Consider the following 25749-nt stretch of genomic DNA (forward strand, 5'->3'; position numbering starts at 1 on the left):
AATGCGCGTCTGGTGGTCGAACTGATCCAGCCGATCGCCATGGACGAGGGCCTGCGCTTCGCCATCCGCGAGGGCGGCCGCACCGTCGGCGCCGGCGTCGTCACCAAAGTCGTCAAGTAAACAACCGGCGCGACAGGGCGAATATCATGGCCATGGACAACACCAATATCCGGATCCGGCTGAAGGCCTTCGATCATCGCGTGCTCGATTCATCGACCAGCGAGATCGTGAGCACGGCCAAGCGGACGGGTGCGCAGGTGCGCGGCCCCATCCCGCTGCCGACGGGAATCGAGAAGTTCACGGTCAATCGCTCGCCGCACATCGACAAGAAGTCGCGCGAGCAGTTCGAAATCCGTACGCACAAGCGCGTGCTCGATATCGTCGATCCGACGCCGCAGACCGTGGACGCGCTGATGAAGCTCGACCTCGCCTCCGGCGTGGACGTCGAGATCAAGCTCGGCGCCTAGGCGAGCGGACAAGGGAAGAAGGAACAGGACCATGCGTTGCGGTCTCGTCACCCAGAAGGTCGGCATGACCCGCGTCTTCAATGACGCCGGGGAACATGTGCCCGTCACCGTTCTGAAGGTGGACAATCTGCAAGTCGTCGCCGTCCGCTCGGAAGAGACGGACAAGTACGTCGCTGTGCAGCTCGGCTACGGTAAGGCCAAGGTGAAGAACGTGACCCAGCCGATGCGCGGTCACTTCGCCAAGGCGAAGGTCGAGCCGAAGAAGAAGCTCGTCGAGTTCCGTGTCGCCAAGGATGCAGTCCTTGAAGTCGGCGCCGAGCTGGTGCCTAGCCACTTCGTGCCGGGCCAGTTCGTCGACGTCATCGGCACGACGATCGGCCGTGGCTTCACTGGCTCGATGGTTCGCTGGAACTTCGGCGGTCTCGAAGCCAGCCACGGCGTGTCGGTCTCGCACCGTAGCCATGGCTCGACCGGTAACCGCCAGGATCCCGGCCGTACGTTCCCCGGCAAGAAGATGGCCGGCCACTACGGCAGCGAGCGCGTGACTACGCAGAATCTCAAGATCGTCGCCGTCGACGACGAAAAGGGTCTGCTGCTGGTGTCCGGCGCCGTTCCCGGCCCGGCCAACGGCTACATCATCGTCAAGGACGCGTCCAAGCGCGCCCGCCCCAAGGATGCACCGTACCCGGCCGGCCTGCGCAAGGCTGCCGAAGCGGCTGCACCGGCGGCCTGAGCGGCAAGGATAGGATCATGAAGATCTCCGTTAAGACCATAGAAGGCGGCAGCGCTGGCGAGCTCGATCTTGCCGACGCCGTGTTCGCCGTCCCCGTCCGCAAGGACATCCTGCAGCGTTGTGTGGTGTGGCAGTTGTCGCGCCGCCAGCAGGGCACGCACAAGACCAAGGGTCGCTCCGAGATCACGGCGACGGCCAAGAAGATGTATGCCCAGAAGGGCACCGGCCGCGCCCGTCACGGTAACGAAGCGGCGCCGCAGTTTCGTGGCGGTGGCAAGGCTTTCGGTCCGGTCGTGCGCAGCCATGCCAGCGATCTGCCGAAGAAGGTCCGCAAGCTCGCGCTGCGCACCGCGCTGTCGGCCAAGGCGGCCGAGGGCAAGCTGATCGTGGTCGATGCCGCGACGCTGGCTGAACCCAAGACGTCGAAGCTCAAGGGCCATTTCGGCGCGTTGGGCATCTCGAGCGTCCTGGTCATCGCCGGTGCCGAGGTCGACACCAATTTCGCCCGCGCCGCGGCCAACATCGCCCACGTCGATGTGCTGCCGCAGCAGGGTGCGAACGTCTACGACATCCTGCGCCGCGACACGCTGGTGCTGACCAAGGATGCCGTAAAGCATCTCGAGGAGCGTCTGCAATGAGCGCCAAGCGCTATCCGGCCGAGGTCGTCTCGCGGGCGCGGATGTACGAAGTCATCCGTTCGCCGCTGATCACGGAAAAGACCACCAACGGCTCCGAGCACAGCCAGGTGACCTTCCGTGTCTCGATGGACGCCACCAAGCCCGAGATCAAGCAGGCCATCGAAGGCCTGTTCAAGGTCAAGGTGAAGGCCGTCAACACCGTGACGGTGAAGGGCAAGACGAAGGTTTTCCGTGGCCGTCCGGGCGTGCGGAGCGACTGGAAGAAGGCGATCGTCTCGCTGGTCGATGGTCACAAGATCGACGTGACCACGGGCCTGTAGGACGGGGGAAGCAACAATGGCTTTGAAAACATACAAGCCGATCACGCCGTCGCTACGACAGCTGGTCATCGTCGACCGTACGGGCCTGTGGAAGGGCAAGCCGGTCAAGGAGCTGACGCGCGGTAAGAGCAACACCGGCGGACGCAACAACCATGGCCGCATCACCAGCCATCACATGGGCGGTGGTCACAAGCGCCGCCTGCGCCTGGTCGACTTCAAGCGCCGCAAGTTCGGCGTGACGGCGACGGTCGAGCGTCTCGAGTACGACCCCAATCGGTCGGCTTTCATCGCGCTGATCAAGTACACCGACGGCGAGCTCTCCTACATCCTGGCGCCGCAGCGCCTGAAGGCGGGCGACGAGGTCGTCTCGGGCGAGCGCGTCGACATCAAGCCGGGCAACGCCATGCCGTTGGCCAACATGCCGGTCGGCACGATCGTGCATAACGTCGAATTGAAGAAGGGCCGTGGCGGCCAGCTGGCGCGTTCCGCCGGCACCTACGCCCAGCTCGTCGGCAAGGACGCGGGCTACGCCCAGATCAAGCTGAACTCAGGTGAGCTGCGCCTGGTGCCGGGTGAGTGCCTGGCCACCGTCGGTGCCGTCTCGAACCCCGACAACCAGAACATCGTGATCGGCAAGGCTGGTCGCGCCCGTTGGCTGGGCATCCGCCCGGTCGTTCGCGGCGTCGCCATGAACCCGGTCGATCATCCGCACGGCGGCGGCGAAGGCCGTACTTCGGGTGGCCGTCATCCGGTTACGCCGTGGGGCAAGCCGACCAAGGGTAAGAAGACGCGCAAGAACAAGGCGACGGACAAGTACATCATCCGCCGCCGGCATGCGACGCGCTAGGAGATAGACAGTGGCACGTTCCGTTTGGAAGGGTCCCTTCGTAGAAGGCAGCCTGATCAAGAAGGCCGAGAAGTCGCGCGGCAGCATCCGCAGCGAGGTCATCAAGACCTGGTCGCGCCGTTCGACGATCCTGCCGCAGTTCGTCGGTCTGACGTTCGGCGTCTACAACGGCAAGAAGTTCATCCCGGTGAACGTCACCGAGGAAATGGTCGGTCACAAGCTCGGCGAATTCTCGCCGACCCGCACCTTCACCGGTCATTCCGGTGACAAAAAGGTGTCGAAGGAGTAACGCGCGATGAGCAAGCCATCCGCTCCCCGCCGCGAGGCGGACAACGAGGCCAAGGCCGTGCTGCGCTCCGTGCGCATCAGCCCGCGCAAGCTCGACCTCGTGGCCGCCACGATCCGCGGCAAGAAGGCCGCGACCGCGGTCAATGAACTCACCTTCTCGAAGAAGCGCATTGCGCTCGACGTGAAGAAGGCTCTGAATTCGGCCATCGCCAACGCCGAGAACAACCACAACCTCGACGTCGATCGCCTGATCGTTGCCGAGGCGTCGGTCGGCAAGGGCCTGGTCATGAAGCGCTTCCAGACGCGTGGCCGCGGCCGCGCGGCCGGTATCGTCAAGCCGTTCGCTCATCTCACCATCGTGGTGCGCGAGCGCGCCGAGGCGGAGGACAAGTAATGGGTCAGAAGGTCAACCCGATCGGCCTGCGGCTCGGCATCAACCGGACGTGGGATTCCCGCTGGTACGCCGAAGGCGGCGACTACGCGAAGATGCTCCATGAGGACATCCACATCCGCAAGGTGCTGCGCGAGCGGCTCGCCCAGGCGGGTGTTGCGAAGATCGTCATCGAGCGTCCGGCCAAGCGCGCCCGCGTCACGATCCACACCGCCCGTCCGGGCGTGGTGATCGGCAAGAAGGGCGCCGACATCGAGAAGCTGCGCGGCGACCTCGCTAAGATGACCAAGGGCGAAGTGGCCCTGAACATCGTCGAGATCCGCAAGCCAGAGATCGATGCCACGCTGATCGCCGAGAACATCGCCCAGCAGCTCGAGCGCCGTGTCGCCTTCCGTCGCGCCATGAAGCGCGCCGTGCAGTCGGCGATGCGCCTGGGCGCCCAGGGCATCCGCATCAATTGCTCGGGCCGCCTCGGCGGTTCGGAAATCGCCCGCATGGAATGGTACCGCGAAGGTCGCGTGCCGCTGCACACGCTGCGCGCCGACATCGACTACGGCACCGCCACGGCCTTCACCACCTTCGGCACCTGCGGCGTGAAGGTGTGGGTGTTCAAGGGCGAGATCATGGCGCACGACCCGATGGCGCACGACAAGCGCGCCGAGGAAGCTGCGCCGCAACGCACGCCGGCGCGCGTCGAGCGCACCGAGCAGAGGGACGCGTAAGTCATCATGCTGCAACCCAAGCGCACCAAGTACCGCAAGGCGTTCAAGGGCCGCATCCACGGCGCGGCCAAGGGCGGCTTCAATCTCGACTTCGGCTCCTTTGGGCTGAAGGCGATGGAGCCGGATCGCCTGACCGCACGCCAGATCGAGGCGGCCCGCCGTGCCATCACGCGTCACATGAAGCGTGCCGGCCGTGTATGGATCCGCGTGTTCCCCGACGTTCCGGTGTCGAAGAAGCCGGCCGAAGTCCGCATGGGCTCTGGCAAGGGCGCACCTGAATTCTGGGCGGCGCGCGTCAAGCCGGGTCGCGTTCTGTTCGAGCTCGAAGGCGTATCGGCGACGGTGGCTCGCGAAGCCCTGGCGCTCGCCGCTGCCAAGCTGCCGATCAAGACGCGCTTCGTTGCGCGCGTCGGCGCCTAGGGACGAGGGAGACTGACATGAAGGCCAGCGATCTGCGCCCCAAGACCAAGGACGAGCTCAAGAACGAGCTCGGCAACCTGCGTAAGGAAGCGTTCAACCTGCGCTTCCAGAAGGCAGGCGGCCAGCTTCAGAAGACTGCCCGCGCGCGCCAGGTGCGCCGCGACATCGCTCGCATCAAGACGGTGCAGGGCGAGAAGGCCGCGGGTTAAGGAGTCGTAAATGCCGAAGCGAATTCTCGAAGGCGTCGTCGTCAGCGACAAGATGGACAAGACCATCGTCGTCAAGGTCGAACGGCGCGTTCAGCACCCGATCTACAAGAAGTTCATCCGTAGGTCGAAGAAGTATCACGCGCACGACGAAGCCAATGCCTTCAAGGGCAAGATCGGTGAGATCGTGCGTATCCGCGAGTGCCGCCCGCTGTCCAAGACCAAGAGCTGGGAAGTTCTGGTCGAAGGCGCGAAGGCTTAAGCGGTCGGAGCAAAAGTCATGATTCAGATGCGAACCAACCTCGAGGTCGCCGACAATTCAGGCGCCCGTCGAGTCCAGTGCATCAAGGTGCTGGGCGGCTCCCGCCGCAAATATGCGAGTGTCGGCGACGTCATCGTCGTGTCGATCAAGGAAGCCATTCCACGCGGCCGCGTGAAGAAGGGCGAGGTCCATCGCGCCGTCGTCGTGCGCACCTCGTTCCCGCTGCGCCGCGTCGATGGCAGTGCGATCCGCTTCGATCGCAACGCCGCGGTCCTGATCAGCAAGCAGGACGAGCCGATCGGCACCCGTATCTTCGGACCGGTCACGCGCGAACTGCGGGCCAAGAAGTTCATGAAGATCATCTCGCTCGCGCCGGAGGTGCTCTAAGCCATGGCCAACAAGCTCAAGATCCGGAAGGGTGACCGCGTCAAGGTCATCACTGGCCGCAGCAAGGGCAAGGTGGGCGATGTCCTGCGCGTGCTGCCCGAGGAAAACCGCGTCGTGGTGTCGGGCGTGAACGTCATCAAGCGCCACACCAAGCCGAGCCGGGCCGAGTCCGGCGGCATCATCGAGCGCGAAGCTGCAATCCACGTTTCGAACGTGGCCCTGCTCGATCCGAAGTCCGACAAGCCGACGAAGGTCGGTTTCAAGTTCCTGGAAGATGGCCGTAAGGTGCGCTTTGCGCGCGCCTCCGGCGAGACCATAGACCGGTAGGAGACGGGTCAATGCCCGCGCGACTGCAAGAACGATACAGAGAGACGATCCGTGAGGCCCTCACGAAGGAGTTCGCTTACAAGAACGCCTTCGAAGTGCCGAAACTCGACAAGATCGTGATCAACATGGGCGTCGGCGAGGCGGTCAACGACCGCAAGGCCGTCGATGGCGCCGTAGCCGACCTGACGGCGATCACCGGCCAGAAGCCGGTCGTCACCAAGTCGCGCATCTCGATCGCGACCTTCAAGCTTCGCGAAGGCATGGCGATCGGCGCCAAGGTCACCCTGCGCCGCGATCGCATGTACGAGTTCGTCGACCGCCTGGTGAACATCGCGCTGCCGCGCGTCCGCGACTTCCGCGGGCTGAACGGCAAGTCGTTCGACGGCCGCGGCAACTTCGCAATGGGTCTCAAGGAACAGATCGTGTTCCCCGAGATCGAGTACGACAAGGTCGACATGGTCCGAGGCATGGACATCATCATCTGCACGACGGCGAAGACGGACGCGGAAGCCAAGGCGCTTCTCCGCGGTTTCGACTTCCCCTTCGTGAACTGAGGCCGGAGAAGAAAATGGCCAAGACGAGTTCAGTCGAGAAGAACAACCGGCGCGCCAAGATGGCGAAGCAGTACGCCGCCAAGCGCGCCAAACTCAAGGCGATGGCGGTCGACGACAAGCTGACGCCGGAAGAGCGGTTCGGGGCGCGCCTCAAGCTCGCCAAGCTGCCGCGCAACTCTTCGCCGACGCGCATTCGCAATCGGTGCGAGCTCACGGGTCGTCCGCGGGCCGTGTACCGCAAGTTCAAGCTGTCGCGCCTTGCGCTGCGTCAGCTCGCCTCGCTGGGCGCTCTGCCCGGCGTCGTGAAGTCGAGCTGGTAACGGGGGCCGTAGACCTATGGCAATGACAGATCCCGTCGGCGATTTGCTGACCCGCATCCGCAACGGCCAGTCGGCGCGCCTCGACAGCGTGACCGTCCCGGCCTCGCGCTTGCGGTCGAGTGTGCTCGATGTGCTCCAGCGCGAGGGCTATATCCGCGGCTGGTTCGAAGAAGAACTGCGGCCCGGCGTGAAGGAGCTTCGCGTCGAGCTGAAGTATGACAACGGTCGTCCGGTCATCAAGGAGATCAAGCGCGTCTCCACCCCGGGCCGTCGTGTCTACTCGAAGATCCGCGAGCTGCCGCGTCACTTCAACGGGCTCGGCATCTCGATCCTCTCCACGCCGCGTGGCGTCATGTCCGACGCCGAAGCGCGCGCTGCCAATGTTGGCGGCGAAGTTATCTGCAAGGTGTTCTAGCCATGTCGCGCGTCGGCAAAAATCCGGTTCCGATTCCGGCCGGGGTCACCATCGACCTCAAGGGCCAGCATCTCAAGGCCAAGGGCAAGCGGGGCGAGCTGCAGTTCACGGTGCACGACGACGTGTCGATCGCCCGCGAAGGTGATGCACTCGTCTTCAAGCCGCGCACCGAGAGCCGTCGCGCCCGCATGCAGTGGGGCACGGCGCGTAACATGGTGAGCAACGTCGTCCGTGGCGTGTCTGATGGCTTCACGATCAACCTCGAGATCAACGGCGTCGGTTATCGCGCCCAGGCCGATGCCAAGATGCTGAAGATGCAGCTCGGCTTCAGCCATGACGTCGAGATTCCCATTCCGGCCGGCATCCAGATCAAGGCGTTGAAGCCGACCGAGATCGAGATCAGCGGCGCTGACCGTCAGCGGGTCGGCCAGATTGCGGCCGAGATCCGCAGCCTGCGTCCGCCCGAGCCCTATAAGGGCAAGGGCATCAAGTACTCGACCGAGACGATTCGGCGCAAAGAAGGCAAGAAGAAGTAAAGGCGAGATCCATCATGTCCGATCGCAACGCTCTTTTCGCCCGCCGTCAGCGGCGCACGCGCTACGCGCTGCGCCAGGCTGGCGGTGGTCGCCCGCGCCTCAGCGTGTTCCGCTCGGGCAAGCACATCTATGCCCAGGTCATCGACGACCGTAAGGGCCTGACCCTGGCTGCCGCCTCGTCGCTCGACAAGGACGTCAAGGGCAAGATCAAGACCGGCGCTGACAAGGGCGCGGCTGCCGAAGTCGGCAAGCTGATCGCCCAGCGCGCCATCGCGGCCGGCGTCAAGGAAGTCGTCTTCGACCGTGGCGGCTACATCTATCACGGCCGCGTGGAAGCGCTGGCCAATGCCGCCCGTGAGGGCGGCCTGTCGTTCTGATCGGGAGTTAGTGCACATGGCTCGTTCACCCGGTGGTTCCGGCCGTTCCCCGCGCGAGCGCGAGAGGGGCCGCGATCGCGATCGCGACGAGGAAAACGAACTGACCGACAAGCTGGTCACCATCAATCGCGTTGCGAAGGTGGTGAAGGGCGGCCGGCGCTTCGCCTTTGCAGCGATTGTCGTCGTCGGCGACCAGCGCGGCCGCGTCGGCCACGGCGCCGGCAAGGCGCGTGAGGTTCCCGAGGCGATCCGCAAGGCTACCGAAGCTGCCAAGCGCGGGCTGATCCGCGTGCCGCTGCGCGACGGTCGCACGCTGCATCACGACGTGCGCGGCCGCTTCGGCGCTGGCAAGGTGACGCTGCGGGCTGCCCCGGCCGGTACCGGCATCATCGCGGGTGGCCCGATGCGCGCCATCTTCGAAACGCTGGGCATCAAGGACATCGTCGCCAAGTCGGTCGGCACGTCCAACCCGCACAACATGATCAAGGCGACCTTCAAGGCGCTCGAGCAGCTCAACTCGCCGCGCATGGTGGCGACCCGCCGCGGCAAGAAGGTCGGTGACCTGCTCGGCCGTCGTGAGGATGCCGTCGCCGAAGCGGCCGCTTAAGGAGCCGGACAATGGCCGAAGGCAAGAAGATCAAGATCACCCAGACCGGTAGCCACATTGGACGTACCGAAGATCAGCGCGCGACGCTGATCGGCCTGGGCCTGAACAAGCGCCATCGCAGCCGCGAGCTCGTGGATACGCCCGAGGTGCGCGGCATGATCAACAAGGTGCAGCACCTGGTGCGCATCGACGAGGAAACGCGCTGAGCGGCAAGCTTCGGCGCGGAGGTAGAGAACGATGAGACTGAATCAGATCTCCGACAACCCGGGTGCTCGCAAGGGGCGCATGCGCGTCGGCCGCGGCATCGGCTCGGGCAAGGGCAAGACTGCGGGCCGTGGCGTCAAGGGCCAGAAGTCGCGTACCGGCGTCGCCATCAAGGGCTTCGAGGGCGGCCAGATGCCGCTCTACCGCCGCATCCCGAAGCGCGGCTTCCGTCCGCCGCACCAGAAGATCTTCCAGGTGGTGAACCTCGGCACGCTGCAGAAGGCGATCGACGACAAGAAGCTCGACGCCGGCCAGGTGATCGACGCCGCCGCCATGCAGGCCGCCGGCCTGTTCAAGAATGCCGCAGACGGTGTGCGCCTGCTTGGCAAGGGCGAGATCAAGACCAAGATCGAAGTGAAGGTCGCGGGCGCTTCGGCGTCGGCGATCGCCGCGGTCGAAAAGGCCGGCGGCAAGGTCGAACTACCGCCCAAGCCCGTGGCCGAGGCGGCCTGAACCGGACGGCGTCAACGGGGGCGTCGTGCCCCCTTTGTGTCGTTCACGCGTGAGGTTCCATGGCATCCGCCGCCGAGCAACTTGCATCCAACCTGAACTGGGGCGCTATCGGTAAGGCGACCGAGCTCAAGAAGCGCCTATGGTTCACCGTGGCTGCGCTCGTTGTCTTCCGTATCGGCGCCTATGTTCCGGTTCCCGGCGTCGATCCGCATGCGCTGGCGGAGATCTTCCGCCAGAACGCCGGCGGCATCGCCGGCCTCCTCGATGTCTTCTCCGGCGGCTCGATCGGCCGCATGTCGGTGCTGGCGCTCAGCATCATGCCGTACATCTCGGCCTCCATTATCATGCAGATCCTCACGACGGTCGTACCGTCGCTCGAGGCGCTGAAGAAGGAGGGCGAGGCCGGCCGCAAGAAGATCAACCAGTATACGCGCTACGGCACGGTCATCCTGGCGGCCTTCCAGGCCTATAGCATCGCAATCGGCCTCGAGAGCCAGGTGGCCTCGGCCGGCCCCGTGGTGATCGATCCGGGTATCTTTTTCCGTTTCGTCACGACCGTCACCCTGGTCGGCGGCACACTCTTCCTGATGTGGCTGGGCGAGCAGATCACCGCGCGCGGCGTCGGTAACGGCGTATCGCTGATCATCTTTGCCGGCATCGTCGCGGCGCTGCCCGACGCCATGGTGCAGACGCTCGAACTCGGCCGCACCGGTGCCCTCTCTGCGCTGTTCATCATCGCCCTGATCGTGGGCGTAGTGCTGGTCGTCGCGGTCGTGGTGTTCGTGGAGACGGCGCAACGACGAATCGTGGTGCAATATCCCAAACGCCAGGTCGGCAACCGCATGTATGGCGGCGAAGCCTCGCACCTGCCGCTCAAGATCAACACCGCCGGTGTCATCCCGCCGATCTTTGCCTCTTCGCTGCTGCTCTTCCCGGCCACCATCGCCTCGTTCCAGGGCAATACTGCCGAGCCGGGCTGGATGCAGTGGATGTCGACCTATCTCGGTCACGGCCAGCCGCTCTACCTGCTGGCCTACATCGCGCTGATCGTCTTCTTCTGCTTCTTCTATACGACCGTCGTCTTCAACCCGAACGACACGGCCGACAATCTGAAGAAGAACGGCGGCTTCGTGCCTGGCATCCGTCCCGGCAAGAACACCGCCGAGTACCTGGAATACATTCTCAATCGCCTGACCGTGATCGGCGCGCTCTATCTTTCGGCGGTGTGTATCCTGCCCGAACTGCTGATCGCCCGTGGCGGTGTGCCGTTCTACTTCGGCGGCACCAGCCTCCTGATCGTGGTCTCGGTAACGCTCGACACGGTGACGCAGATCCAGGCGCACCTGCTGGCGCATCAATACGAGGGCCTCATCAAGAAGGCCCGCCTGCGGGGGAAGGGACGATGAACATCATCCTTCTGGGACCGCCGGGCGCCGGTAAAGGCACCCAGGCCCAGCGGCTGCAGCAGGACCGCGGGATGGTTCAGCTTTCGACCGGCGACATGCTGCGTGCGGCCGTGGCGTCGGGCAGCGAGCTCGGCCAGAAGGCTAAGGGCATCATGGAGCGGGGCGAGCTGGTGCCGGACGCGTTGATGGTCGGTCTGATCGAGGATCGGATCGCCCAGCCGGACTGCGCCAAGGGTTTCATTCTGGACGGCTTCCCGCGGACCGAGGCCCAGGCCAAGGCGCTGGACAAGATGCTCGACAAGACGAGCAAGAAGCTCGACCGGGTGGTCGAGATGGAAGTCGACGAGAAGGCGCTGACCGAGCGCATCGTCGGCCGGTTCTCCTGCGCCAAGTGCGGCACGGGGTACCATGACAAATTCAAGCGGCCCAAGGTCGATGGGGTCTGCGACGTCTGCGGCTCGAAGGAATTCAGCCGCCGCAAGGACGATAATGCAGAGACCATGAAGACACGCATGGCCGCTTACAGGGCCCAGACGGAGCCCCTGTTGCCGTACTACAGCGCCCGCGGGGTGCTGCGGAAGGTCGACGGGATGGCTCAGATGGACGAAGTTTACCGCCAGATTTCAGGGGTTTTGGCGGGGACTTGACAAGAGGGAGTTCCGTTGACTCGGGAGCGCAGGTACATATAATCGCGCGCTTTTCCGGGGCCAGCGGAACATGTGACGGGCGCGCGCGAGCGCGCCATAAGTCTTTGAAGGAGTTGAGACTTTGGCTCGTATAGCCGGTGTGAATATTCCGACCGCCAAGCGCGTGGTGATCGGGCTCCAGTACATCCACGGGATCGGTCTGGCGAAAGCCAAGGAGATCTGTGGAAAAGTCGGGATCGACCAGTCGCGGCGGGTAAACACGCTGAACGACGACGAGGTCATCCGCATCCGCGAGACCATCGACCGTGACTACACGGTCGAGGGCGACCTGCGTCGCGAAGTGGCGATGAACATCAAGCGATTGATGGACCTCGCCTGCTATCGCGGCCTGCGGCATCGCCGCGGTCTGCCGGTCCATGGCCAGCGCACGCATACCAATGCGCGCACCCGCAAGGGTCCGGCCAAGCCGATTGCCGGCAAGAAGAAAGTCACGAAGTAAGTCGAGGGGAACCGGATCATGGCCAAGGCTGCAGCCGCTTCGGGCGCCACCGCCGGCGCGCGTCCTCGTCGCAAGGAACGCAAGAACATCATCGCGGGCGTCGCTCACGTGAACGCCTCGTTCAACAACACGATCGTCACGATCACCGACGCGCAGGGCAACACGATTGCCTGGTCGTCGTCGGGCCAGCAGGGCTTCAAGGGCTCGCGCAAGTCGACGCCGTTCGCCGCCCAGATGGCCGCCGAGAATGCCGGCCGCAAGGCGATGGAACATGGCATGCGTACGCTGGAGATCGAAGTGCGCGGCCCCGGTTCGGGTCGCGAGTCGGCGCTTCGTGCGCTGCAGGCCGTTGGTCTCGCCGTCACCGCGATCCGCGACGTGACGCCGATCCCCCACAATGGCTGCCGCCCGCCGAAGCGTCGTCGCGTCTGAGTTCGATTTGAGTGGAGGCGGCGCTTCTGGCGCCGCCCGCTCCTGAGAAATGTATCGCGACTCCCTTCGGGAGTCGCCGAAACCACCGGTCTAGAGAGGTAGCCCTCGTGCTTCAGAAGAACTGGCAGGACCTGATCAAGCCGGAAAAGCTTGTCACCGAAGCCGGCGTTGATCCTGGTCGTACTGCGACCATCGTCGCCGAGCCGCTCGAGCGCGGTTTCGGTCTCACGCTCGGCAACGCGCTGCGGCGCGTTCTCTTGTCGTCGCTCCAGGGTGCCGCCGTCACGTCGATCAAGATCGACAACGTGCTGCACGAGTTCTCGTCGATCCCGGGCGTTCGTGAAGATGTGGTCGACATCGTCCTCAACATCAAGGCGATGGCCGTAAAAATGCAGGGCGATCGCCCGCAGCGTCTCTACCTGCGCGCCGTCGGCCCGGGTGAGGTGACGGCCGGCATGATCGAGCTGCCCGGCGACGTCCAGATCATGGATCCCAAGCACCTGATCTGCACGCTCGACGACGGTGCGTCGATCTCGATGGAGCTGATGGTCGCCACCGGCAAGGGCTACATCCCGGCCTCGGCGAACCGTCCGGAAGATGCGCCGATCGGCCTGATCCCGGTCGACTCGGTGTTCAGCCCGGTCAAGCGCGTTTCCTACAAGATCGAGAACAGCCGCGTCGGTCAGGTCACCGACTACGATCGTCTGTCGATGACGGTCGAGACCAACGGCACGACCCGTCCGGACGACGCTGTGGCGTTGGCCGCGCGCATCCTCCAGGACCAGCTCCAGCTTTTCATCAACTTCGAAGAGCCGCGCGAAGTCCGCAAGGAAGAGCAGCAGGACGATTTCCCGTTCAACCGCAACCTGCTGCGCAAGGTCGACGAGCTCGAGCTGTCGGTTCGTTCGGCCAACTGCCTGAAGAACGACAACATCATCTACATCGGCGATCTCGTGCAGAAGACCGAAGCGGAGATGCTGCGCACGCCGAACTTCGGCCGCAAGTCGCTGAACGAGATCAAGGAAGTGCTGGCCGGCATGGGCCTCCACCTGGGCATGGAAATCCCGGGTTGGCCGCCGGACAACATCGAAGAGATGGCCAAGCGGCTGGAAGAGCCGTACTAGGCCGACAGAAGGATATTAAGTCATGCGTCACGGAAATCGCGGCCGGAAATTCCACCGTACGGCAGAGCATCGCAAGGCGATGTTCTCCAATCTCGCGGGTGCTCTCATCAAGCACGAGCAGATCACGACCACGCTGCACAAGGCGAAGGACCTGCGTCCGATCGTCGAGAAGCTGGTCACGCTCGGCAAGAAGGGTAGCCTGCACGCGCGTCGTCAGGCGATCGGCTTCCTGCGCGATCCCTACGTCGCCGATAAGCTCTTCTCGACGCTTGGTCCGCGCTACTCCAAGCGGGCCGGCGGCTACCTGCGCGTGCTGAAGGCGGGCTATCGCTTTGGCGATGCCGCGCCGATGGCCGTGATCGAGTTCGTCGAGCGCGATGCCACTGCCAAGGGCCAGGACAGCGGCCCGTCGGCCGAGGCCGCTGAACAGCAGGCCGCGGCGTAAGCCTCACCTGCTTCAGACCGAATAGGAAACGCCCGGCCGCTCAGCCGGGCGTTTTTCTTTGCTCGGTTGTCGCCCGGTTCCATGCGACCGGGTAGCGGTTGAAGCCACGGAAGCGGGCGCGGCCACCGCGCTCCGGCGTGCCGTCGCGCACCAACCCATCGAGGCTGTCGACCAGGCGGGCAATGGCGATCGTGCCTTCCAGGCGTGCCAGCACGGCGCCGAGGCACATATGCACCCCCGACCCGAAAGCGAAGTGCCGGTTAGGCTCGCGGCCGGCATCAAAGCGATCAGGCTCAGGAAACTGCGCCGGGTCGCGGTTGGCCGCACCGATGCCGATATGGAGATAGGTGCCGGCCGCCAGCCGCTCGCCGCCGATCTCGAGGTCGGTCGTCAGGCGACGATTGCCGAGCTGGTTGGAGCTCTCGAAACGCAGACCTTCCTCGATACAGGTTTTCAGCAGCCCGGGATTGCCCTTGAGGCGCTGCAGTTCGTCGGGAAAGCGCAGCAAGGCGTCGATGGTATTGCCGATCAGGTTGGTCGTGGTCTCGTGGCCGGCGTTCAGCAGGAAGATACAGTTCTGCACCAGCTCGTCGTGGGTGAGCCGCTCGCCGTCGATCTCGCCATGGATCAAGGTGCCGAGCACGTCATGGTCGTCCGCCGGCCACTGGCGTCTGGTGGCCACCAGCTCGTCCAGATAGGCCGAGAACTCCGCCACCGCTGCGTTGCCAGCCGCCTGCCGCTCCGGCCCGGCGACAGGCTCCAGGGCACCCAGGATGGCGAGCGAATAGCGCCGGAAGGGTGAGCGTTCCCCGGCCGGCACGCCCAGCATGTCGCAGATGACTTCGACAGGGAGCTGGAAGGCGAAATCCTCGACCAGGTCCATGCGGCCGTCGTCGGCGTGCCGGGCGATGAGGCCGTCGACGATCGCCTCGATCCGGGGCTGCAGGGCGGCCAGGGCACGTGGGGTGAAGGCCGCCGCGAGGAGCTTGCGCACGCGGCTGTGCAGCGGCGGATCGTTGAATACCAGGCTGGTCGTGTGATGGCGGTAGAGCGGCGTGCCGACGCCGAACTTGGGTCCAAACTCCGCCTTCTTGTCGGAGCTCATGCGGGCGTCGCGATAGCAGACTGCGACATCGGCGTAGCGCGAGAGGAACACGCTGCCATCGGGCAACCGCTTCACGGGCGCGAAGCGGCGCAACGCGTGATAGCGGGGAAACGGATCGTCGAGGAAGGCGCGATCGAGGGCGGCGAGGTCGAAGCGTTCGGCGAACGCCCGGGCCTCGTCCGCGGGGAGTTCGATCAGGCCGGCGGTCAGAACTGCTCCTCGGAGAGCACAAAGACCGTGCGGCCGGCGGCCTTGAGCGGCCCCAGCTGCGCCAGCGCCGGTGGCAGCATGACTTCGGCATAGAAACGGGCTGTGACCAGCTTGGCTTCGAGGAAGGCTGGATCGCCGTCACGGGCTGCGAGCTTCGTCTGGGCGACGAGGGCGCTCTTGGCCAGCAGCCAGCCCCCCAGCGCTGTGCCGGCCAGTCGCAGGAAGGGTACAGAGCCCGCCAGCGCATTGACCAGCTCGGCCTTCACCGACTGCGCCACCCACTTGGTAGCATCCTCCAGCGCGTCCGCGGCTGATGACAGGCCGACGGCAATGGCCGCCAGATCGTCCCCCGGCGCCGCCTCCAGCTCCTTCACCTGGGCCCGCATCTCTGCGACCAGGCCGAGCATCGTCTCGCCGCCATCCTTGGCTATCTTGCGCCCGACTAGATCTCGCGCCTGGATGCCGTTGGTTCCTTCGTAGATCGGCAGGATGCGGGCATCGCGCAGGTGCTGGGCCGCACCGGTCTCTTCGATGAAGCCCATGCCGCCATGGACCTGCACGCCGGTCGAAGCGATCTCGTTGCCGAGGTCGGTGAACCAGGCCTTCACGATCGGGATCAACAGGTCGACGCGGTCCTGCGTCTTGCGCGCCGTCTCCTTGTCCGGGTGCTTCAGCGCACCGTCGATGCCGGCGGCCGTGTAGTAGCCCAGCGCCCGCATCGCCTCGATCTGAGCCCGCATGGACATCAGCATGCGCCGGACGTCGGGATGATGGACGATCGATACCGGCTGCGGCTGGGGGCTGCCGTCATCCTTGGATTGCACACGGGTGCGGGCGAAGGCGGCCGCCTGCTGATAGGCCCGCTCGGCGATCGCCAACCCCTGGACGCCGACCGAGAGCCGGGCGTTGTTCATCATGGTGAACATGTAGGAGAGGCCGCGGCCTTCCTCACCGACCAGATAGCCCACCGCGCCGCCATCGTCTCCGAAGGACATCACGCAGGTCGGGCTGCCGTGGATGCCGAGCTTGTGCTCCAGCGACACGCAGCGCAGGTCGTTACGCTTCCCAGGCTTGCCGTCGGCATCGACGAGGAACTTCGGCACGATGAACAGCGAGATGCCGCGCACACCTGCAGGCGCATCCGGCGTACGTGCCAGGACGAGATGGACGATGTTCTCGGCCATATCGTGCTCACCGTAGGTGATGAAGATCTTCTGGCCGGTCACGAGATAGTGGTCGCCACTCTTCACGGCGCGGCTCTTGAGCTGGCCGAGGTCGGAACCCGCCTGGGGCTCCGTGAGGTTCATCGTGCCGGTCCATTCGCCCGAGATCATCTTGGGCAGATAGGCGGCCTTCTGCTGCTCTGAGCCGTGATGGTGGATGGCGTCGATCGCCCCCTGGTTCAGCAGCAGCACGAGGCCGAAGCCCATGTTCGCCGCCTGCCACATCTCCTGTACCGTCGTGGCGAGCAGCCAGGGCATGCCTTGGCCGCCGAATGCCGGATCGAAGGGCAGGGAGTTCCAGCCGCCTTCGACGAATTCCTTGTAGATGCCAGCAAATCCGGGGGCGGTGCGGACCACGCCATTCTCGAGCTTGGCGCCGACCTTGTCGCCGTCGCGATTGAGCGGCGCCAGGCCATTGCCGGCGAGCTTGGCGGCTTCCTCGAGCACGGCGTCGATCGTATCGTCGGTCGCATGCTCATAGCCCGGCAAGGCCGCGACACCGGCAAGACCGGCCACCTCGCGCAGCGCGAAACGCATGTCGGCCAATGGGGCTGTATAAGTCATGTGTACTCCTCCGGGCCGCAATATGCCGCGATCGGTCGCTTTTGGCGACCGGCTCGGCTATTTTGGAACCAACATGACCGCTTCAGTATTGCTTGCCATCGATGGTCCTCGCGCGACCATTACCCTCAACGACCCAGCCAAGCACAATCGTCTCGATCCGGCCGGGCTGCGACTCCTGCGGGAGGCAGTCGATAAGGCCGACGCCGATCCGAACATCCGTGTCACGGTGATCACCGGCGCCGGCGATAAGACCTTCTGCTCTGGCTACGACCTGGGCTCGATCCCGGCCGGCGAGCGCCGCGACGAAGGCAGCGACGACAGCTTCGAGAAGGTCATGGACCGGATCGAGGCCATGCGCATGCCGACGCTCTGTGCGCTGAACGGCGGTGTCTATGGCGGCGCCACCGACCTGGCGCTGGCCTGCGACTTCCGTCTGGGCGTCAAGGGAATGCGCTTCTTCATGCCGGCCGCGCGCTTTGGCCTGCACTACTATCCGAGCGGGCTGCGCCGCTACACGCAGAAGGTGAGCCCGAGCTTCGCCAAGCGCGCCTTCCTGCTGTCGGAGGATTTCCACGACGCCGAGCTGCTGGCCGTGGGCTATCTCGACTGGCTGGTCGAACGCGCCGAATTCAAGGACAAGGTGGACGAGAAGGCGGCCCGGCTCGCGAACCTGGCGCCGCTGTCCATGGCGGGCATGAAGCGAGCCATCGAACAGTTCGCCCAGGCGTCACCCGATGTCCCCTCGATCCGCCAAAGCGCCAAGGTCTGTGCGACGTCGGAAGATCTGCGTGAAGGTCTTGCCGCCCTCAGCGAACGCCGGGCTCCAGCCTTCAAGGGCCGCTAGCCAGCGGAGTCGGGGAGCGACAGTTGCCGAAAGCATGCACAGGTTCGGCAATTTGTCGTTTTGGAGGCATTTGGCCCCTTAATCTTTGTGACGATCGCCAATGTTTCTCCCAGGTTAGTGAAGTATCTTGCCCTCCGGTGCGAAACCGAGATATGGCCGCTCACTCAAAGACATCATGCAACGCCGCTTAGCCGCTATCGTCCACGCCGACCTCGCCGGATTCACCCGGATGATGGAAGGGGCCGAGACCCGCACCTTCCGCCACCTCAAGTCAGCCCAGATCGAGGTTTGGCGTCCGGCGATCGACGTCGGTCGCGGCCGCCTGGTCGGCACGGCGGGTGACGCCATGCTGGCTGAGTTCGGCTCGGCCGTCTCGGCCGTGGGCGCCGCCATCGACATCCAGGAGCGCATGGCGCGCTTCAACGAGGCGTTGAACGAAGAACAGCGCATGCTGTTCCGTATCGGCGTGCACCTCGGCGAAGTGATCATCGACGACGAAGACCAGAACATCTTCGGCGACGGCGTCAATCTCGCGGCCCGTATTCAGGCGATCGCCGAGCCCGGCGGCATTGCCGTGTCGCGTGCTGTTCGCGATTTGGTGGAGTTGCGGGTCGAATACGCCTTCCATGACGGCGGTGAGCACCAGCTCAAGAACGTAAGCCGCTCCGTACAGGTGTTCCATGTGCGGCCAGCGCGACAGGCGCCCGGTACGACGACGCGCATGGTCCCGCAGATCACGCTGCGCTTCGAGGGGCCCGACTCCGCGGGCCGCAAGCATCTCTTCGAAGTGGCGATGGAGAAGCTGGTCGGTCAGCCGCAGGGCCTGTTCATCGGCCGCGCCGCTGATCAGTGCGAACTCGTCGTGCCGCATCCTACCGTCTCACGCCGGCACGCCAAACTCACCCTCGCCGGCGAGGCGCTGCAGGTCGAGGACCTGGGCTCGACCAACGGTACTGCGGTGAATGGCATCGCGCTCAAGGCTGGCGCACCGGTAGCCCTGCAAGCCGGCTCCAAGTTACGGCTCGGCGATGTCGAGCTGGTCATCCAGCATATCTAGCTGGATCCTGCCACCATGACCGAAGGCTCTGACACGCAGATCGGCAACACCCCGGCCAACCCGCCGGAGGACGTCGACTACGTTGCGCTGAAGCCTGGCCAGACGATCGGGCGCTACGAGATCCTGTCGGTGTTGGGGCAGGGTGGTTTCGGCATCACCTATCGCGCCCGCGACGTTCAGCTCGGCCGCGAAGTCGCGATCAAGGAGTATCTGCCGTCGGCACTTGCCGTGCGCCAGGACGGGGCGACAGTGCTGCCGCGCTCGACCCGAATGGCCGACGATTTCGGGTGGGGCCGCGATCGCTTCGTCACCGAGGGCCGCACACTTGCCAGCCTGCACCGTGTACCGGCGATCGTGCATGTCTTCGATTTCCTCGAAGCCAACGGCACGGCCTATATCGTCATGGAACTCCTCAGCGGTGAAACGCTCGAGGATCGCATCAACAAGAACGGCAAGCTGACGCCGGAAGAGGTCGACCGCATCCTGTGGCCGCTGCTCGACGGGCTGGAGCAGGTGCACAGTGCGGGCTTCCTGCACCGCGACATCAAGCCGGCCAACATCCTGCTCGATGCCACCGGCAATCCGACGCTCATCGATTTCGGCGCTTCGCGCGCGGCGATGGTCGGTCGCACCGCGGCCATGACCGCGATCTTCACGCCAGGCTATGCCGCGGCCGAGCAGATGACCTCGGCCAAGCAGGGTCCATGGTCCGACATCTACGGACTCGCAGCTACGATCTATCACGCGATCATGGGCAAGGCGCCGCCCAATGCCTTCGATCGCATGCTGGACGACACCTACGAGCCGTTGTCCAAGTTTGCGCCGGTGGGATTTTCGTCAGGTCTTCTGGCTGGCGTTGATGCCGGCCTGACGGTGGCGGCGCGCGACCGGCCGCAGTCGATTGCAGGCTGGCGGCCGATCCTCGGCATGACGTCGGCTCCCGAAGCAGGCGCTACCGTCGTCATGGGCAAGGATACCTCCACGCCCGCCACCCGCGTTTCTGTCCTGGGAGCGCCGACGGTTGCAGCGCCGTCGCCGCATGGGGCGTCTGGAGAACCGAAGAAGAAGACTGGCCTGTGGGTCGCGCTTGCCGCGGTATTGGTCCTGGCGCTGGGTGGCGGCGGCTATTACGCCATGGCGACCCGCGGTCCCGATCCGGAGACGGTGAGGGCTAAGGCAGCAGCCGAGGCCGCCGAAGAGGCGAAGCGCAAAGCACAGGCGGACGCAGACAAGGCACAGGCGGAGGCAGAAAAGCTGCGGGCCGAGAAGGCGCAGCAGGAGGCCAAGGCCAAGGCCGAGCAGGACGCCAAGGACAGAGCCGAGGCGCAGCGCAAGATGGAAGAGGACGCCCTGCGTCGGGCCGAGGCGGCATTCGCCGAGAAGAAGCGCGCCGAAGACGAGGCCCGGCAGAAGGCGGAAGCCGAAGAAGCGGCGCGCAAGAAGGCCGCCGAGGACGCACGCAAGGCCGCCGAATTCGCCGCCGGGAACTTCGACCATTTTGGCAAGACACTGAACCTGATTGTCATCAAGGGGCGGCCGGGTGAAATCAGGCTACAGGGCGCGGACTCGGTCGACGATCCGGAATTGCACAAGCTGGCGGTGAATGCCCTGGCGGAGCAGGCGCGCAACGTGCGCTGCCGCCAGACCGACCGTCTGACCGACGGCACGCCGCTCTATCGTTGCCTTATCACCAAGCGCACCGCCAAGGAGCCGCTGGCCGACGCGCCGGACTCCGAGCGCGATGACCTCGCCCTCACGTTGATCAAGACGGGCCTGTTGCTGGCGTCGTGTGATGCCCCGCGGTCTTATTCAGAGGCCGAAGACGATGCTCGTGGCCGGAAACTATATCTTTGGGGTAGAGTGAACGTTCCAGAGTACAAACGGAGATGTACCAGATGACTGCCTTGACTGCCGATACAGCAGCTCGCTCGTTCAGAAGAATCGCGGTTCGCGTTGTCGGCATGATCGCCGCCCTCGGCCTCGCCACCGGTTGCATGTCCGACGACCAGGGCCGGCCGTCGAACCAGGCGACGGGCACCGTCGTCGGCGCAGCGCTGGGTGGCGTAGTGGGCGGTCTCGCCTTCGGTTCGGTCGGCGGTGTCGTCGGCGGAGCGCTGATCGGCGGCCTGGCCGGCAATCTCGTCGGCAGGGCCCTGGACGACCAGGAGCGCCGCCGCCTCGCCGAGGCGACGCAGAATGCCTTCGTCTCCGAGACCAACGTGCCGACCACCTACACGGTCGAGCCGACCAAGACCTCGTCCTCCTCATCGACGTCGGCGCCGCCGACCATCGTGGCCGCCAAGCCGGTTGCTCCGGCCTCGACGCGCGCCGATGGCAGCACCTGCCGGCCGATCGAGCTGACGGCGACCAAGAACGGTCAGACCACCACCGAGACCACGACTTTCTGCAAGTCGGCGGGCTCGCAGGAGCTGAAGCCCGTCTCCGTCTGATAGAGCACAGTTGAACGAAACGGCCGGCGGTTTCTGATCGCCGGCCGTTTCCATTTCAGGTATCGGCCTCTCGACGCTGGCGGGGGCGACACAACTCCGACATGTTTGCGGGCGAGGAGTGGGAAATGGCAGGCAATCCGAAGGCAGCGAAGCTCAGGGCACTTCTGACGCAGGGTGAGTTTATCCTGGCGCCCGGTATTTATGACGGCATCTCTGCGCGCGTCGCCGATCGCATGGGCTTTCCGGCGCTCTATATGACAGGCTATGGCGCTACGGCCTCGATGCTGGGCCTGCCCGATGCCGGGCTCGCGACCTATTCGGATATGGTGGGCCGCGCCGAGATGATCTGCTCCGTGGTGGAAACGCCGCTGATCGCCGACGCCGATACCGGATATGGCGGGCTGCTGAATGTGCAGCGCACGATCCGCGGCTACGAAGCCGCGGGCGTTGCCGCAATCCAGATCGAAGATCAGGAGATGCCCAAGAAGTGCGGCCATACGCCGGGCCGGCGAGTCGTTCCAGCCGAGGAGATGGCGCTCAAGATCAAGGTCGCTTCCGACGCACGCCGTCACGAGGAAACGTTGATCGTGGCGCGCACCGATGCCCGCACCGCCCATGGGCTCGACGAAGCGCTGCGCCGCGCGCGGCTCTACGAAGAAGCCGGCGCCGATGTGATCTTCGTCGAGTCACCGGAGTCCGAGGCCGAGCTCGAGCGGATCGGCCGCGAAGTCACCAAGCCGCTGCTGGCCAACATGGTCGAGTTCGGCAAGACGCCGCGGGTCGAGGTCGATCGGCTGAAGAAGTGGGGCTTCGACCTCGCGATCTATCCCGGCCTGGGTTTCAGTGTCGCCGCCGAGGCGATGCGGCTTGCCTGGACGCATCTCAAGGATCGCGGCACCAGCAACGGTGTCGAGGTCCCGCAGTATCGTGACATGCACGAGCTGATGGGCTTCGCCGAGGTCTGGGATTTCGAGAAGCGCTGGGCGACATGAACGGCAAGCAGTTCCTCGAGATGCTGTCACGCCTGCCGGCCCGCGTCTGGCTGCAGGCGATCCTCGCGCTGATCGGCTTCGTCATACTGGCGGTGCTGGGCTTTGCGGTGATCGCAGGCGTCGCCGCGGTCGTATTGATCGTGCTGCTGGGCTTCAAGGCCAAGACCTGGATCCTGAACCTGTTCCGCCGCCCGCCGCCGCCCGAGCCGCCGGCGCGTCAGGATCGCAAGGTGATCGACGTGCAGTACGAGATCGTCGATCGCAGCAACGACCGGACGCCCCGGAACTAGAGCGTCACGGGGCGGCGCAGTCCTCAGAGCTGGAGGATCTTGCCCGGGTTCATCAGGTTCTGCGGATCGAGGGCGCGCTTGATGGTGCGCATCGTGTCGAGCTCGACTTTGCTGCGGTAGTGGGCGAGGTCCTCGACCTTGAGGCGGCCGATACCATGCTCGGCCGAGATCGAGCCACCGTGGCTCACCACAAGGTCATAGACGGCACCGCTGATGGCGTGGTGGTAGGTCATGAACTGCGCCTTGTTCCAGCCCGGCGGCGACTGGCAATTGAAGTGCAGGTTGCCGTCACCGACATGGCCGAAGACCACAGGGCGGCAGTCGGGCAGGGCCTTCTTCATGGCGGCGAGGCCCTCCGCCATGAAACCGGCGATGCGGCTCACCGACACAGAGATGTCGTGCTTGATCGAGGGGCCTTCGCGCTTCTGGCCTTCCGAGTGGTTCTCGCGGATCGCCCAGAAGGCGCGTGCCTGCGCTTCGTTCTGGGCGAGCGCTGCATCGAACACGAGGCCCTTTTCCATCGCCTCGCCGAGATAGGCTTCCATCTTCTCGGCGAGCCCGGTCTCGTTGACGCCGGGCCGGCGCGCCCGTGTCGACGACCATTCGAGAAGCACGTACCAGTCGTACTTCTCCTGCAGGGGATCGGTGGAGCCCGGGATATGATCGAGCACGAAGTCGATGCCCTGGCGTGCCATCAGCTCGCAGGAGGTGACGTTGTCTTCGGAGGCGGCGTGCGCACCACTCAGCAGCTCGACGGCAGCCTCCGGTGAGGGGACGGCGATCCAGGCCGTCGCGACATCCTTGGGCTTGGGCCAGAGCCTCAGCACCGCCCTGGTGATGATGCCCAGCGTGCCCTCTGCGCCGAGATAGAGATCGCGCAGGTCGTAGCCGGTATTGTCCTTCTTCAGCGCCCGTAGACCGTTCCAGACCTCGCCCTGCGGCGTCACGACTTCGATTCCCAGCACGAGCTGGCGCGCGTTGCCGTAATGCAGCACCTGCACGCCGCCGGCGTTGGTCGAGAGGTTGCCGCCGATGGTGCAGCTTCCCTCGGCGCCGAGGCTCAGGGGAAAGAGGCGGTCGTGCTGCGCGGCGGTCTCCTGGATGGTCTTCAGGATGACCCCGGCCTCGACGGTCATCGTGTAGCCGATCGTGTCGATATCGAGGATGCGGTTCATGCGGTTGAGCGACAGCACGATCTCGTGGCCGTCCTCGTGCGGCGTGCCGCCGCCCATCATGCCGGTGTTGCCGCCCTGGGGCACGATCGCGACCTTCTCGGCCGCACAGAGCTTCACGACGGCCGCCACCTCTTCGGTGGTGGCCGGCCGCACGATGGCCAGCGCCTTGCCGAGATAAGTCTCGCGCCAGTCGGTGAGATAGGGGTGCTTGCCGTCCTCGTCGAGGATGAGGCCCTTGTCGCTGACGATGGCCCGCAGGCGTTCGATAAGGTCGGTCACAGTCGCAGGATCTTGCCAGGGTTCATGATGTTCTTCGGATCGAGCGCGCGCTTGATGGAGCGCATCGTGTCGAGTTCGATCTTGGACCGATAGTGCGCCAGCTCGTCGATCTTCTCGATGCCGATACCGTGCTCGGCCGAAATAGAACCCGCCATGTCGCGGACCAGATCGTTCACGCCGCGCGTGATGGCCGGGGAATACTGGTGCAGCGTCTGGCGGTCCATGCCCACCGGCCCCATGAAGGAGAAGTGCAGGTTGCCGTCGCCGATATGGCCGAGCGGATAGGGACGGATCGACGGCAGGACGTCGTAGGCCGCCTTGATGCCCTTCTCGATGAAGTCGGGGATCTTGGAGATCGAGACCGAGATGTCGTAGCTGAGGCCGGGACCTTCGGCGCGCGATGCCGGCGCCACCGACTCGCGGATCACCCACATGTTACGCGACTGCGCTTCGTTCTGGGCGATCACAGCATCGAGGACGCGGCCGGTCTCCATTTGGTCGGCGAGGAACTGCTCCATCTTCTCAGACATGCCCTCGGCGCCATCGGCCTTGGGCCGCGACGAGGACCATTCGAGCAGCAGGAACCAGGGCGTATCGGCCTTGAGCGGGTCCTGTGTACCTGGGATGTGGCGCAGCACCATGTCGGTGCAGGCGCGGCTCATCAGTTCGCAGGAGCCGACATTGTCCTCTGACGCGGCATGCGCTTCCGACAGGATCTCGATGGCGGCCTGCGGATCGCGAATGGCGAGCCAGGCCGTTGCCACGTCCTTGGGCGCAGGCCAGAGCTTCAGCACCGCTTTGGTGATGATTCCCAGCGTGCCTTCGGCACCCATGAACAGGTGCTTGAGGTCGTAGCCGGTATTGTCCTTCTTGAGCGCACGCAGGCCGTTCCAGATGTCGCCGTTCGGCAGCACGACCTCGAGGCCCATTACCAGATTGCGCGCATTGCCGTAGCGCAGCACCTGCACGCCCCCCGCGTTGGTCGAGAGATTGCCGCCGATCATGCACGAACCCTGGGCGCCGAGGCTGAGCGGTAGGAAGCGGTCGTGGCTGGCTGCCGTCTCCTGCAGGGTCTGCAGGATGCAGCCGGCTTCGACGGTCATCGAATAACCGACCGGGTCGACGTTCAGGACCTTGTTCATGCGGCCGACCGACAGGACGATGCCGGTGTGCGAGGGATAGGGCGTGGCGCCGCCCATCAGGCCGGTGTTACCGGCCTGCGGCACGATGGCGATGCCGTTGTCGTGGCACAGCTTCACGACCTTGGAGACTTCCTCGACGTTTGCCGGCCGCACCACCACGGCGGCATTGCCCACGATCGAGCCGCGCCAGTCGGTGACGAAGGGTTGCTTGCCCGGTTCGTCCTGAATCAACCCCTTGTCGCCGACGATGGCGCGCAGCGCCTCCAGAAGGGCAGGAGTGACCGGCACGGTCGGAATCACAGGCGCAAGAACGGTATCGGGCATTGTTTCC

38 protein-coding genes are annotated in these 25749 nt (G+C 65.0%); 34 read left to right on the forward strand and 4 right to left on the reverse strand.

Features of this window, described 5'->3' with window-relative positions; genetic code table 11:
* The 28 genes from EPO50_RS25440 to rplQ all read left to right on the forward strand — a co-directional run.
* Nucleotides 1-120: hypothetical protein (locus EPO50_RS25440; RefSeq protein WP_296349086.1), on the forward strand; the 120-nt coding region annotated here is incomplete at its 5' end.
* A 32-nt stretch (nucleotides 121-152) separates the two neighbouring features.
* The gene (gene rpsJ, locus EPO50_RS25445; RefSeq protein WP_068198221.1) at nucleotides 153-467 is read left to right on the forward strand and encodes a 30S ribosomal protein S10; all 315 of its coding nucleotides are present in this window, start codon (nucleotides 153-155) and stop codon (nucleotides 465-467) included.
* A 31-nt stretch (nucleotides 468-498) separates the two neighbouring features.
* Nucleotides 499-1200: a 50S ribosomal protein L3 gene (gene rplC / locus EPO50_RS25450; protein ID WP_296348811.1), complete on the forward strand. Its 702-nt coding sequence runs from the start codon at nucleotides 499-501 to the stop codon at nucleotides 1198-1200.
* A 17-nt stretch (nucleotides 1201-1217) separates the two neighbouring features.
* Nucleotides 1218-1838 (forward strand): 50S ribosomal protein L4, encoded by a 621-nt coding sequence (gene rplD, locus EPO50_RS25455; protein ID WP_296348813.1) that lies wholly within the window; start codon nucleotides 1218-1220, stop codon nucleotides 1836-1838.
* Nucleotides 1835-2158 carry a 50S ribosomal protein L23 gene (locus tag EPO50_RS25460; protein ID WP_296348815.1) on the forward strand — a complete coding sequence of 108 codons (324 nt, stop codon included), beginning with the start codon at nucleotides 1835-1837 and terminating at the stop codon, nucleotides 2156-2158. Before rplD ends, EPO50_RS25460 begins: the two co-directional genes overlap by 4 nt.
* A 16-nt stretch (nucleotides 2159-2174) precedes the next feature.
* Nucleotides 2175-3005 carry a 50S ribosomal protein L2 gene (rplB, locus tag EPO50_RS25465; protein WP_296348816.1) on the forward strand — a complete coding sequence of 277 codons (831 nt, stop codon included), beginning with the start codon at nucleotides 2175-2177 and terminating at the stop codon, nucleotides 3003-3005.
* Nucleotides 3006-3015: 10 nt separating this feature from the next.
* Nucleotides 3016-3294, forward strand: a complete 279-nt coding sequence (gene rpsS, locus EPO50_RS25470) for a 30S ribosomal protein S19 (protein ID WP_296348818.1) — start codon at nucleotides 3016-3018, stop codon at nucleotides 3292-3294.
* Nucleotides 3295-3300: 6 nt separating this feature from the next.
* Entirely contained in the window at nucleotides 3301-3687 is a 387-nt protein-coding gene (gene rplV / locus EPO50_RS25475) for a 50S ribosomal protein L22 (protein ID WP_296348819.1), read from the forward strand.
* Nucleotides 3687-4406, forward strand: coding sequence for a 30S ribosomal protein S3 (gene rpsC / locus EPO50_RS25480; protein WP_296348820.1), 720 nt, complete (start codon nucleotides 3687-3689; stop codon nucleotides 4404-4406). The genes rplV and rpsC overlap by 1 nt, the downstream gene beginning before the upstream one ends.
* A 6-nt stretch (nucleotides 4407-4412) precedes the next feature.
* A complete protein-coding gene (gene rplP / locus EPO50_RS25485; RefSeq protein ID WP_296348822.1) occupies nucleotides 4413-4826 on the forward strand; it encodes a 50S ribosomal protein L16 in 414 nt (137 codons plus the stop codon).
* Nucleotides 4827-4843: 17 nt separating this feature from the next.
* Nucleotides 4844-5035 carry a 50S ribosomal protein L29 gene (rpmC, locus tag EPO50_RS25490; protein WP_296348826.1) on the forward strand — a complete coding sequence of 64 codons (192 nt, stop codon included), beginning with the start codon at nucleotides 4844-4846 and terminating at the stop codon, nucleotides 5033-5035.
* A 10-nt stretch (nucleotides 5036-5045) separates the two neighbouring features.
* Nucleotides 5046-5294: a 30S ribosomal protein S17 gene (rpsQ, locus tag EPO50_RS25495; RefSeq protein ID WP_020695015.1), complete on the forward strand. Its 249-nt coding sequence runs from the start codon at nucleotides 5046-5048 to the stop codon at nucleotides 5292-5294.
* Between the two features lie 18 nt (nucleotides 5295-5312).
* Nucleotides 5313-5681 (forward strand): 50S ribosomal protein L14, encoded by a 369-nt coding sequence (gene rplN / locus EPO50_RS25500; protein WP_092829893.1) that lies wholly within the window; start codon nucleotides 5313-5315, stop codon nucleotides 5679-5681.
* Between the two features lie 3 nt (nucleotides 5682-5684).
* On the forward strand, nucleotides 5685-6008 hold the full coding sequence (rplX, locus tag EPO50_RS25505) for a 50S ribosomal protein L24 (protein ID WP_020695017.1): 324 nt from the start codon (nucleotides 5685-5687) through the stop codon (nucleotides 6006-6008).
* An 11-nt stretch (nucleotides 6009-6019) separates the two neighbouring features.
* The gene (gene rplE / locus EPO50_RS25510; protein ID WP_296348833.1) at nucleotides 6020-6562 is read left to right on the forward strand and encodes a 50S ribosomal protein L5; all 543 of its coding nucleotides are present in this window, start codon (nucleotides 6020-6022) and stop codon (nucleotides 6560-6562) included.
* Between the two features lie 14 nt (nucleotides 6563-6576).
* Nucleotides 6577-6882 (forward strand): 30S ribosomal protein S14, encoded by a 306-nt coding sequence (gene rpsN / locus EPO50_RS25515; RefSeq protein WP_296348835.1) that lies wholly within the window; start codon nucleotides 6577-6579, stop codon nucleotides 6880-6882.
* A 16-nt stretch (nucleotides 6883-6898) separates the two neighbouring features.
* Nucleotides 6899-7297 (forward strand): 30S ribosomal protein S8, encoded by a 399-nt coding sequence (gene rpsH, locus EPO50_RS25520; protein ID WP_043283652.1) that lies wholly within the window; start codon nucleotides 6899-6901, stop codon nucleotides 7295-7297.
* Nucleotides 7298-7299: 2 nt separating this feature from the next.
* A complete protein-coding gene (rplF, locus tag EPO50_RS25525) occupies nucleotides 7300-7833 on the forward strand; it encodes a 50S ribosomal protein L6 (RefSeq protein ID WP_296348838.1) in 534 nt (177 codons plus the stop codon).
* A 14-nt stretch (nucleotides 7834-7847) separates the two neighbouring features.
* Nucleotides 7848-8210, forward strand: a complete 363-nt coding sequence (rplR, locus tag EPO50_RS25530; RefSeq protein WP_020695022.1) for a 50S ribosomal protein L18 — start codon at nucleotides 7848-7850, stop codon at nucleotides 8208-8210.
* A gap of 16 nt (nucleotides 8211-8226) precedes the next feature.
* Nucleotides 8227-8817 (forward strand): 30S ribosomal protein S5, encoded by a 591-nt coding sequence (rpsE, locus tag EPO50_RS25535; protein WP_296348842.1) that lies wholly within the window; start codon nucleotides 8227-8229, stop codon nucleotides 8815-8817.
* Nucleotides 8818-8828: 11 nt separating this feature from the next.
* Entirely contained in the window at nucleotides 8829-9023 is a 195-nt protein-coding gene (gene rpmD / locus EPO50_RS25540; protein WP_020695024.1) for a 50S ribosomal protein L30, read from the forward strand.
* Nucleotides 9024-9054: 31 nt separating this feature from the next.
* Nucleotides 9055-9534: a 50S ribosomal protein L15 gene (gene rplO, locus EPO50_RS25545; RefSeq protein ID WP_296348845.1), complete on the forward strand. Its 480-nt coding sequence runs from the start codon at nucleotides 9055-9057 to the stop codon at nucleotides 9532-9534.
* A gap of 59 nt (nucleotides 9535-9593) precedes the next feature.
* Nucleotides 9594-10940, forward strand: coding sequence for a preprotein translocase subunit SecY (gene secY, locus EPO50_RS25550; protein WP_296348847.1), 1347 nt, complete (start codon nucleotides 9594-9596; stop codon nucleotides 10938-10940).
* A complete protein-coding gene (locus tag EPO50_RS25555; RefSeq protein WP_296348849.1) occupies nucleotides 10937-11587 on the forward strand; it encodes an adenylate kinase in 651 nt (216 codons plus the stop codon). Before secY ends, EPO50_RS25555 begins: the two co-directional genes overlap by 4 nt.
* Before the next feature lie 121 nt (nucleotides 11588-11708).
* Nucleotides 11709-12086: a 30S ribosomal protein S13 gene (gene rpsM / locus EPO50_RS25560; RefSeq protein ID WP_296348851.1), complete on the forward strand. Its 378-nt coding sequence runs from the start codon at nucleotides 11709-11711 to the stop codon at nucleotides 12084-12086.
* Between the two features lie 18 nt (nucleotides 12087-12104).
* Complete coding sequence (gene rpsK / locus EPO50_RS25565; protein WP_296348853.1) at nucleotides 12105-12518, forward strand: 30S ribosomal protein S11; 414 nt, start codon at nucleotides 12105-12107, stop codon at nucleotides 12516-12518.
* 53 nt (nucleotides 12519-12571) lie between these two features.
* Nucleotides 12572-13642, forward strand: coding sequence for a DNA-directed RNA polymerase subunit alpha (locus EPO50_RS25570; RefSeq protein ID WP_296349088.1), 1071 nt, complete (start codon nucleotides 12572-12574; stop codon nucleotides 13640-13642).
* Between the two features lie 22 nt (nucleotides 13643-13664).
* Nucleotides 13665-14087 carry a 50S ribosomal protein L17 gene (gene rplQ / locus EPO50_RS25575; protein ID WP_296348854.1) on the forward strand — a complete coding sequence of 141 codons (423 nt, stop codon included), beginning with the start codon at nucleotides 13665-13667 and terminating at the stop codon, nucleotides 14085-14087.
* Nucleotides 14088-14127: 40 nt separating this feature from the next.
* On the opposite strand, the gene EPO50_RS25580 is transcribed toward rplQ, so the two are convergent.
* Together EPO50_RS25580 and EPO50_RS25585 are read right to left on the reverse strand one after the other, a co-directional pair.
* Nucleotides 14128-15267, reverse strand: a complete 1140-nt coding sequence (locus tag EPO50_RS25580) for a cytochrome P450 (protein WP_296348855.1) — start codon at nucleotides 15265-15267, stop codon at nucleotides 14128-14130.
* 131 nt (nucleotides 15268-15398) lie between these two features.
* On the reverse strand, nucleotides 15399-17189 hold the full coding sequence (locus EPO50_RS25585; protein WP_296348857.1) for an acyl-CoA dehydrogenase: 1791 nt from the start codon (nucleotides 17187-17189) through the stop codon (nucleotides 15399-15401).
* Between the two features lie 73 nt (nucleotides 17190-17262).
* Here EPO50_RS25585 and EPO50_RS25590 point away from each other — a divergent pair, with 73 nt between their 5' ends.
* The 6 genes from EPO50_RS25590 (at nucleotide 17263) to EPO50_RS25615 (ending at nucleotide 22822) form a co-directional block, all read left to right on the forward strand.
* Entirely contained in the window at nucleotides 17263-18033 is a 771-nt protein-coding gene (locus EPO50_RS25590; protein WP_296348859.1) for an enoyl-CoA hydratase/isomerase family protein, read from the forward strand.
* Between the two features lie 175 nt (nucleotides 18034-18208).
* Complete coding sequence (locus EPO50_RS25595; RefSeq protein ID WP_296348860.1) at nucleotides 18209-19090, forward strand: adenylate/guanylate cyclase domain-containing protein; 882 nt, start codon at nucleotides 18209-18211, stop codon at nucleotides 19088-19090.
* 15 nt (nucleotides 19091-19105) lie between these two features.
* Nucleotides 19106-20989 (forward strand): protein kinase, encoded by a 1884-nt coding sequence (locus EPO50_RS25600; RefSeq protein WP_296348862.1) that lies wholly within the window; start codon nucleotides 19106-19108, stop codon nucleotides 20987-20989.
* The gene (locus EPO50_RS25605) at nucleotides 20986-21540 is read left to right on the forward strand and encodes a glycine zipper domain-containing protein (RefSeq protein WP_296348864.1); all 555 of its coding nucleotides are present in this window, start codon (nucleotides 20986-20988) and stop codon (nucleotides 21538-21540) included. The genes EPO50_RS25600 and EPO50_RS25605 overlap by 4 nt, the downstream gene beginning before the upstream one ends.
* A 125-nt stretch (nucleotides 21541-21665) precedes the next feature.
* Nucleotides 21666-22532 carry an isocitrate lyase/PEP mutase family protein gene (locus EPO50_RS25610; protein WP_296348866.1) on the forward strand — a complete coding sequence of 289 codons (867 nt, stop codon included), beginning with the start codon at nucleotides 21666-21668 and terminating at the stop codon, nucleotides 22530-22532.
* The gene (locus tag EPO50_RS25615; RefSeq protein WP_296348868.1) at nucleotides 22529-22822 is read left to right on the forward strand and encodes a hypothetical protein; all 294 of its coding nucleotides are present in this window, start codon (nucleotides 22529-22531) and stop codon (nucleotides 22820-22822) included. The genes EPO50_RS25610 and EPO50_RS25615 overlap by 4 nt, the downstream gene beginning before the upstream one ends.
* A gap of 23 nt (nucleotides 22823-22845) precedes the next feature.
* Here the strand turns inward: EPO50_RS25615 and EPO50_RS25620 are convergent, their stop codons facing one another.
* Nucleotides 22846-24276, reverse strand: a complete 1431-nt coding sequence (locus tag EPO50_RS25620) for an FAD-binding oxidoreductase (RefSeq protein WP_296348870.1) — start codon at nucleotides 24274-24276, stop codon at nucleotides 22846-22848.
* Complete coding sequence (locus EPO50_RS25625; protein ID WP_296348873.1) at nucleotides 24273-25742, reverse strand: FAD-binding oxidoreductase; 1470 nt, start codon at nucleotides 25740-25742, stop codon at nucleotides 24273-24275. Before EPO50_RS25625 ends, EPO50_RS25620 begins: the two co-directional genes overlap by 4 nt.
* Between the last annotated feature and the right edge of the window lie 7 nt (nucleotides 25743-25749).

It is taken from the genome of Reyranella sp., assembly GCF_004297405.1.
Lineage (GTDB): Bacteria > Pseudomonadota > Alphaproteobacteria > Reyranellales > Reyranellaceae > Reyranella.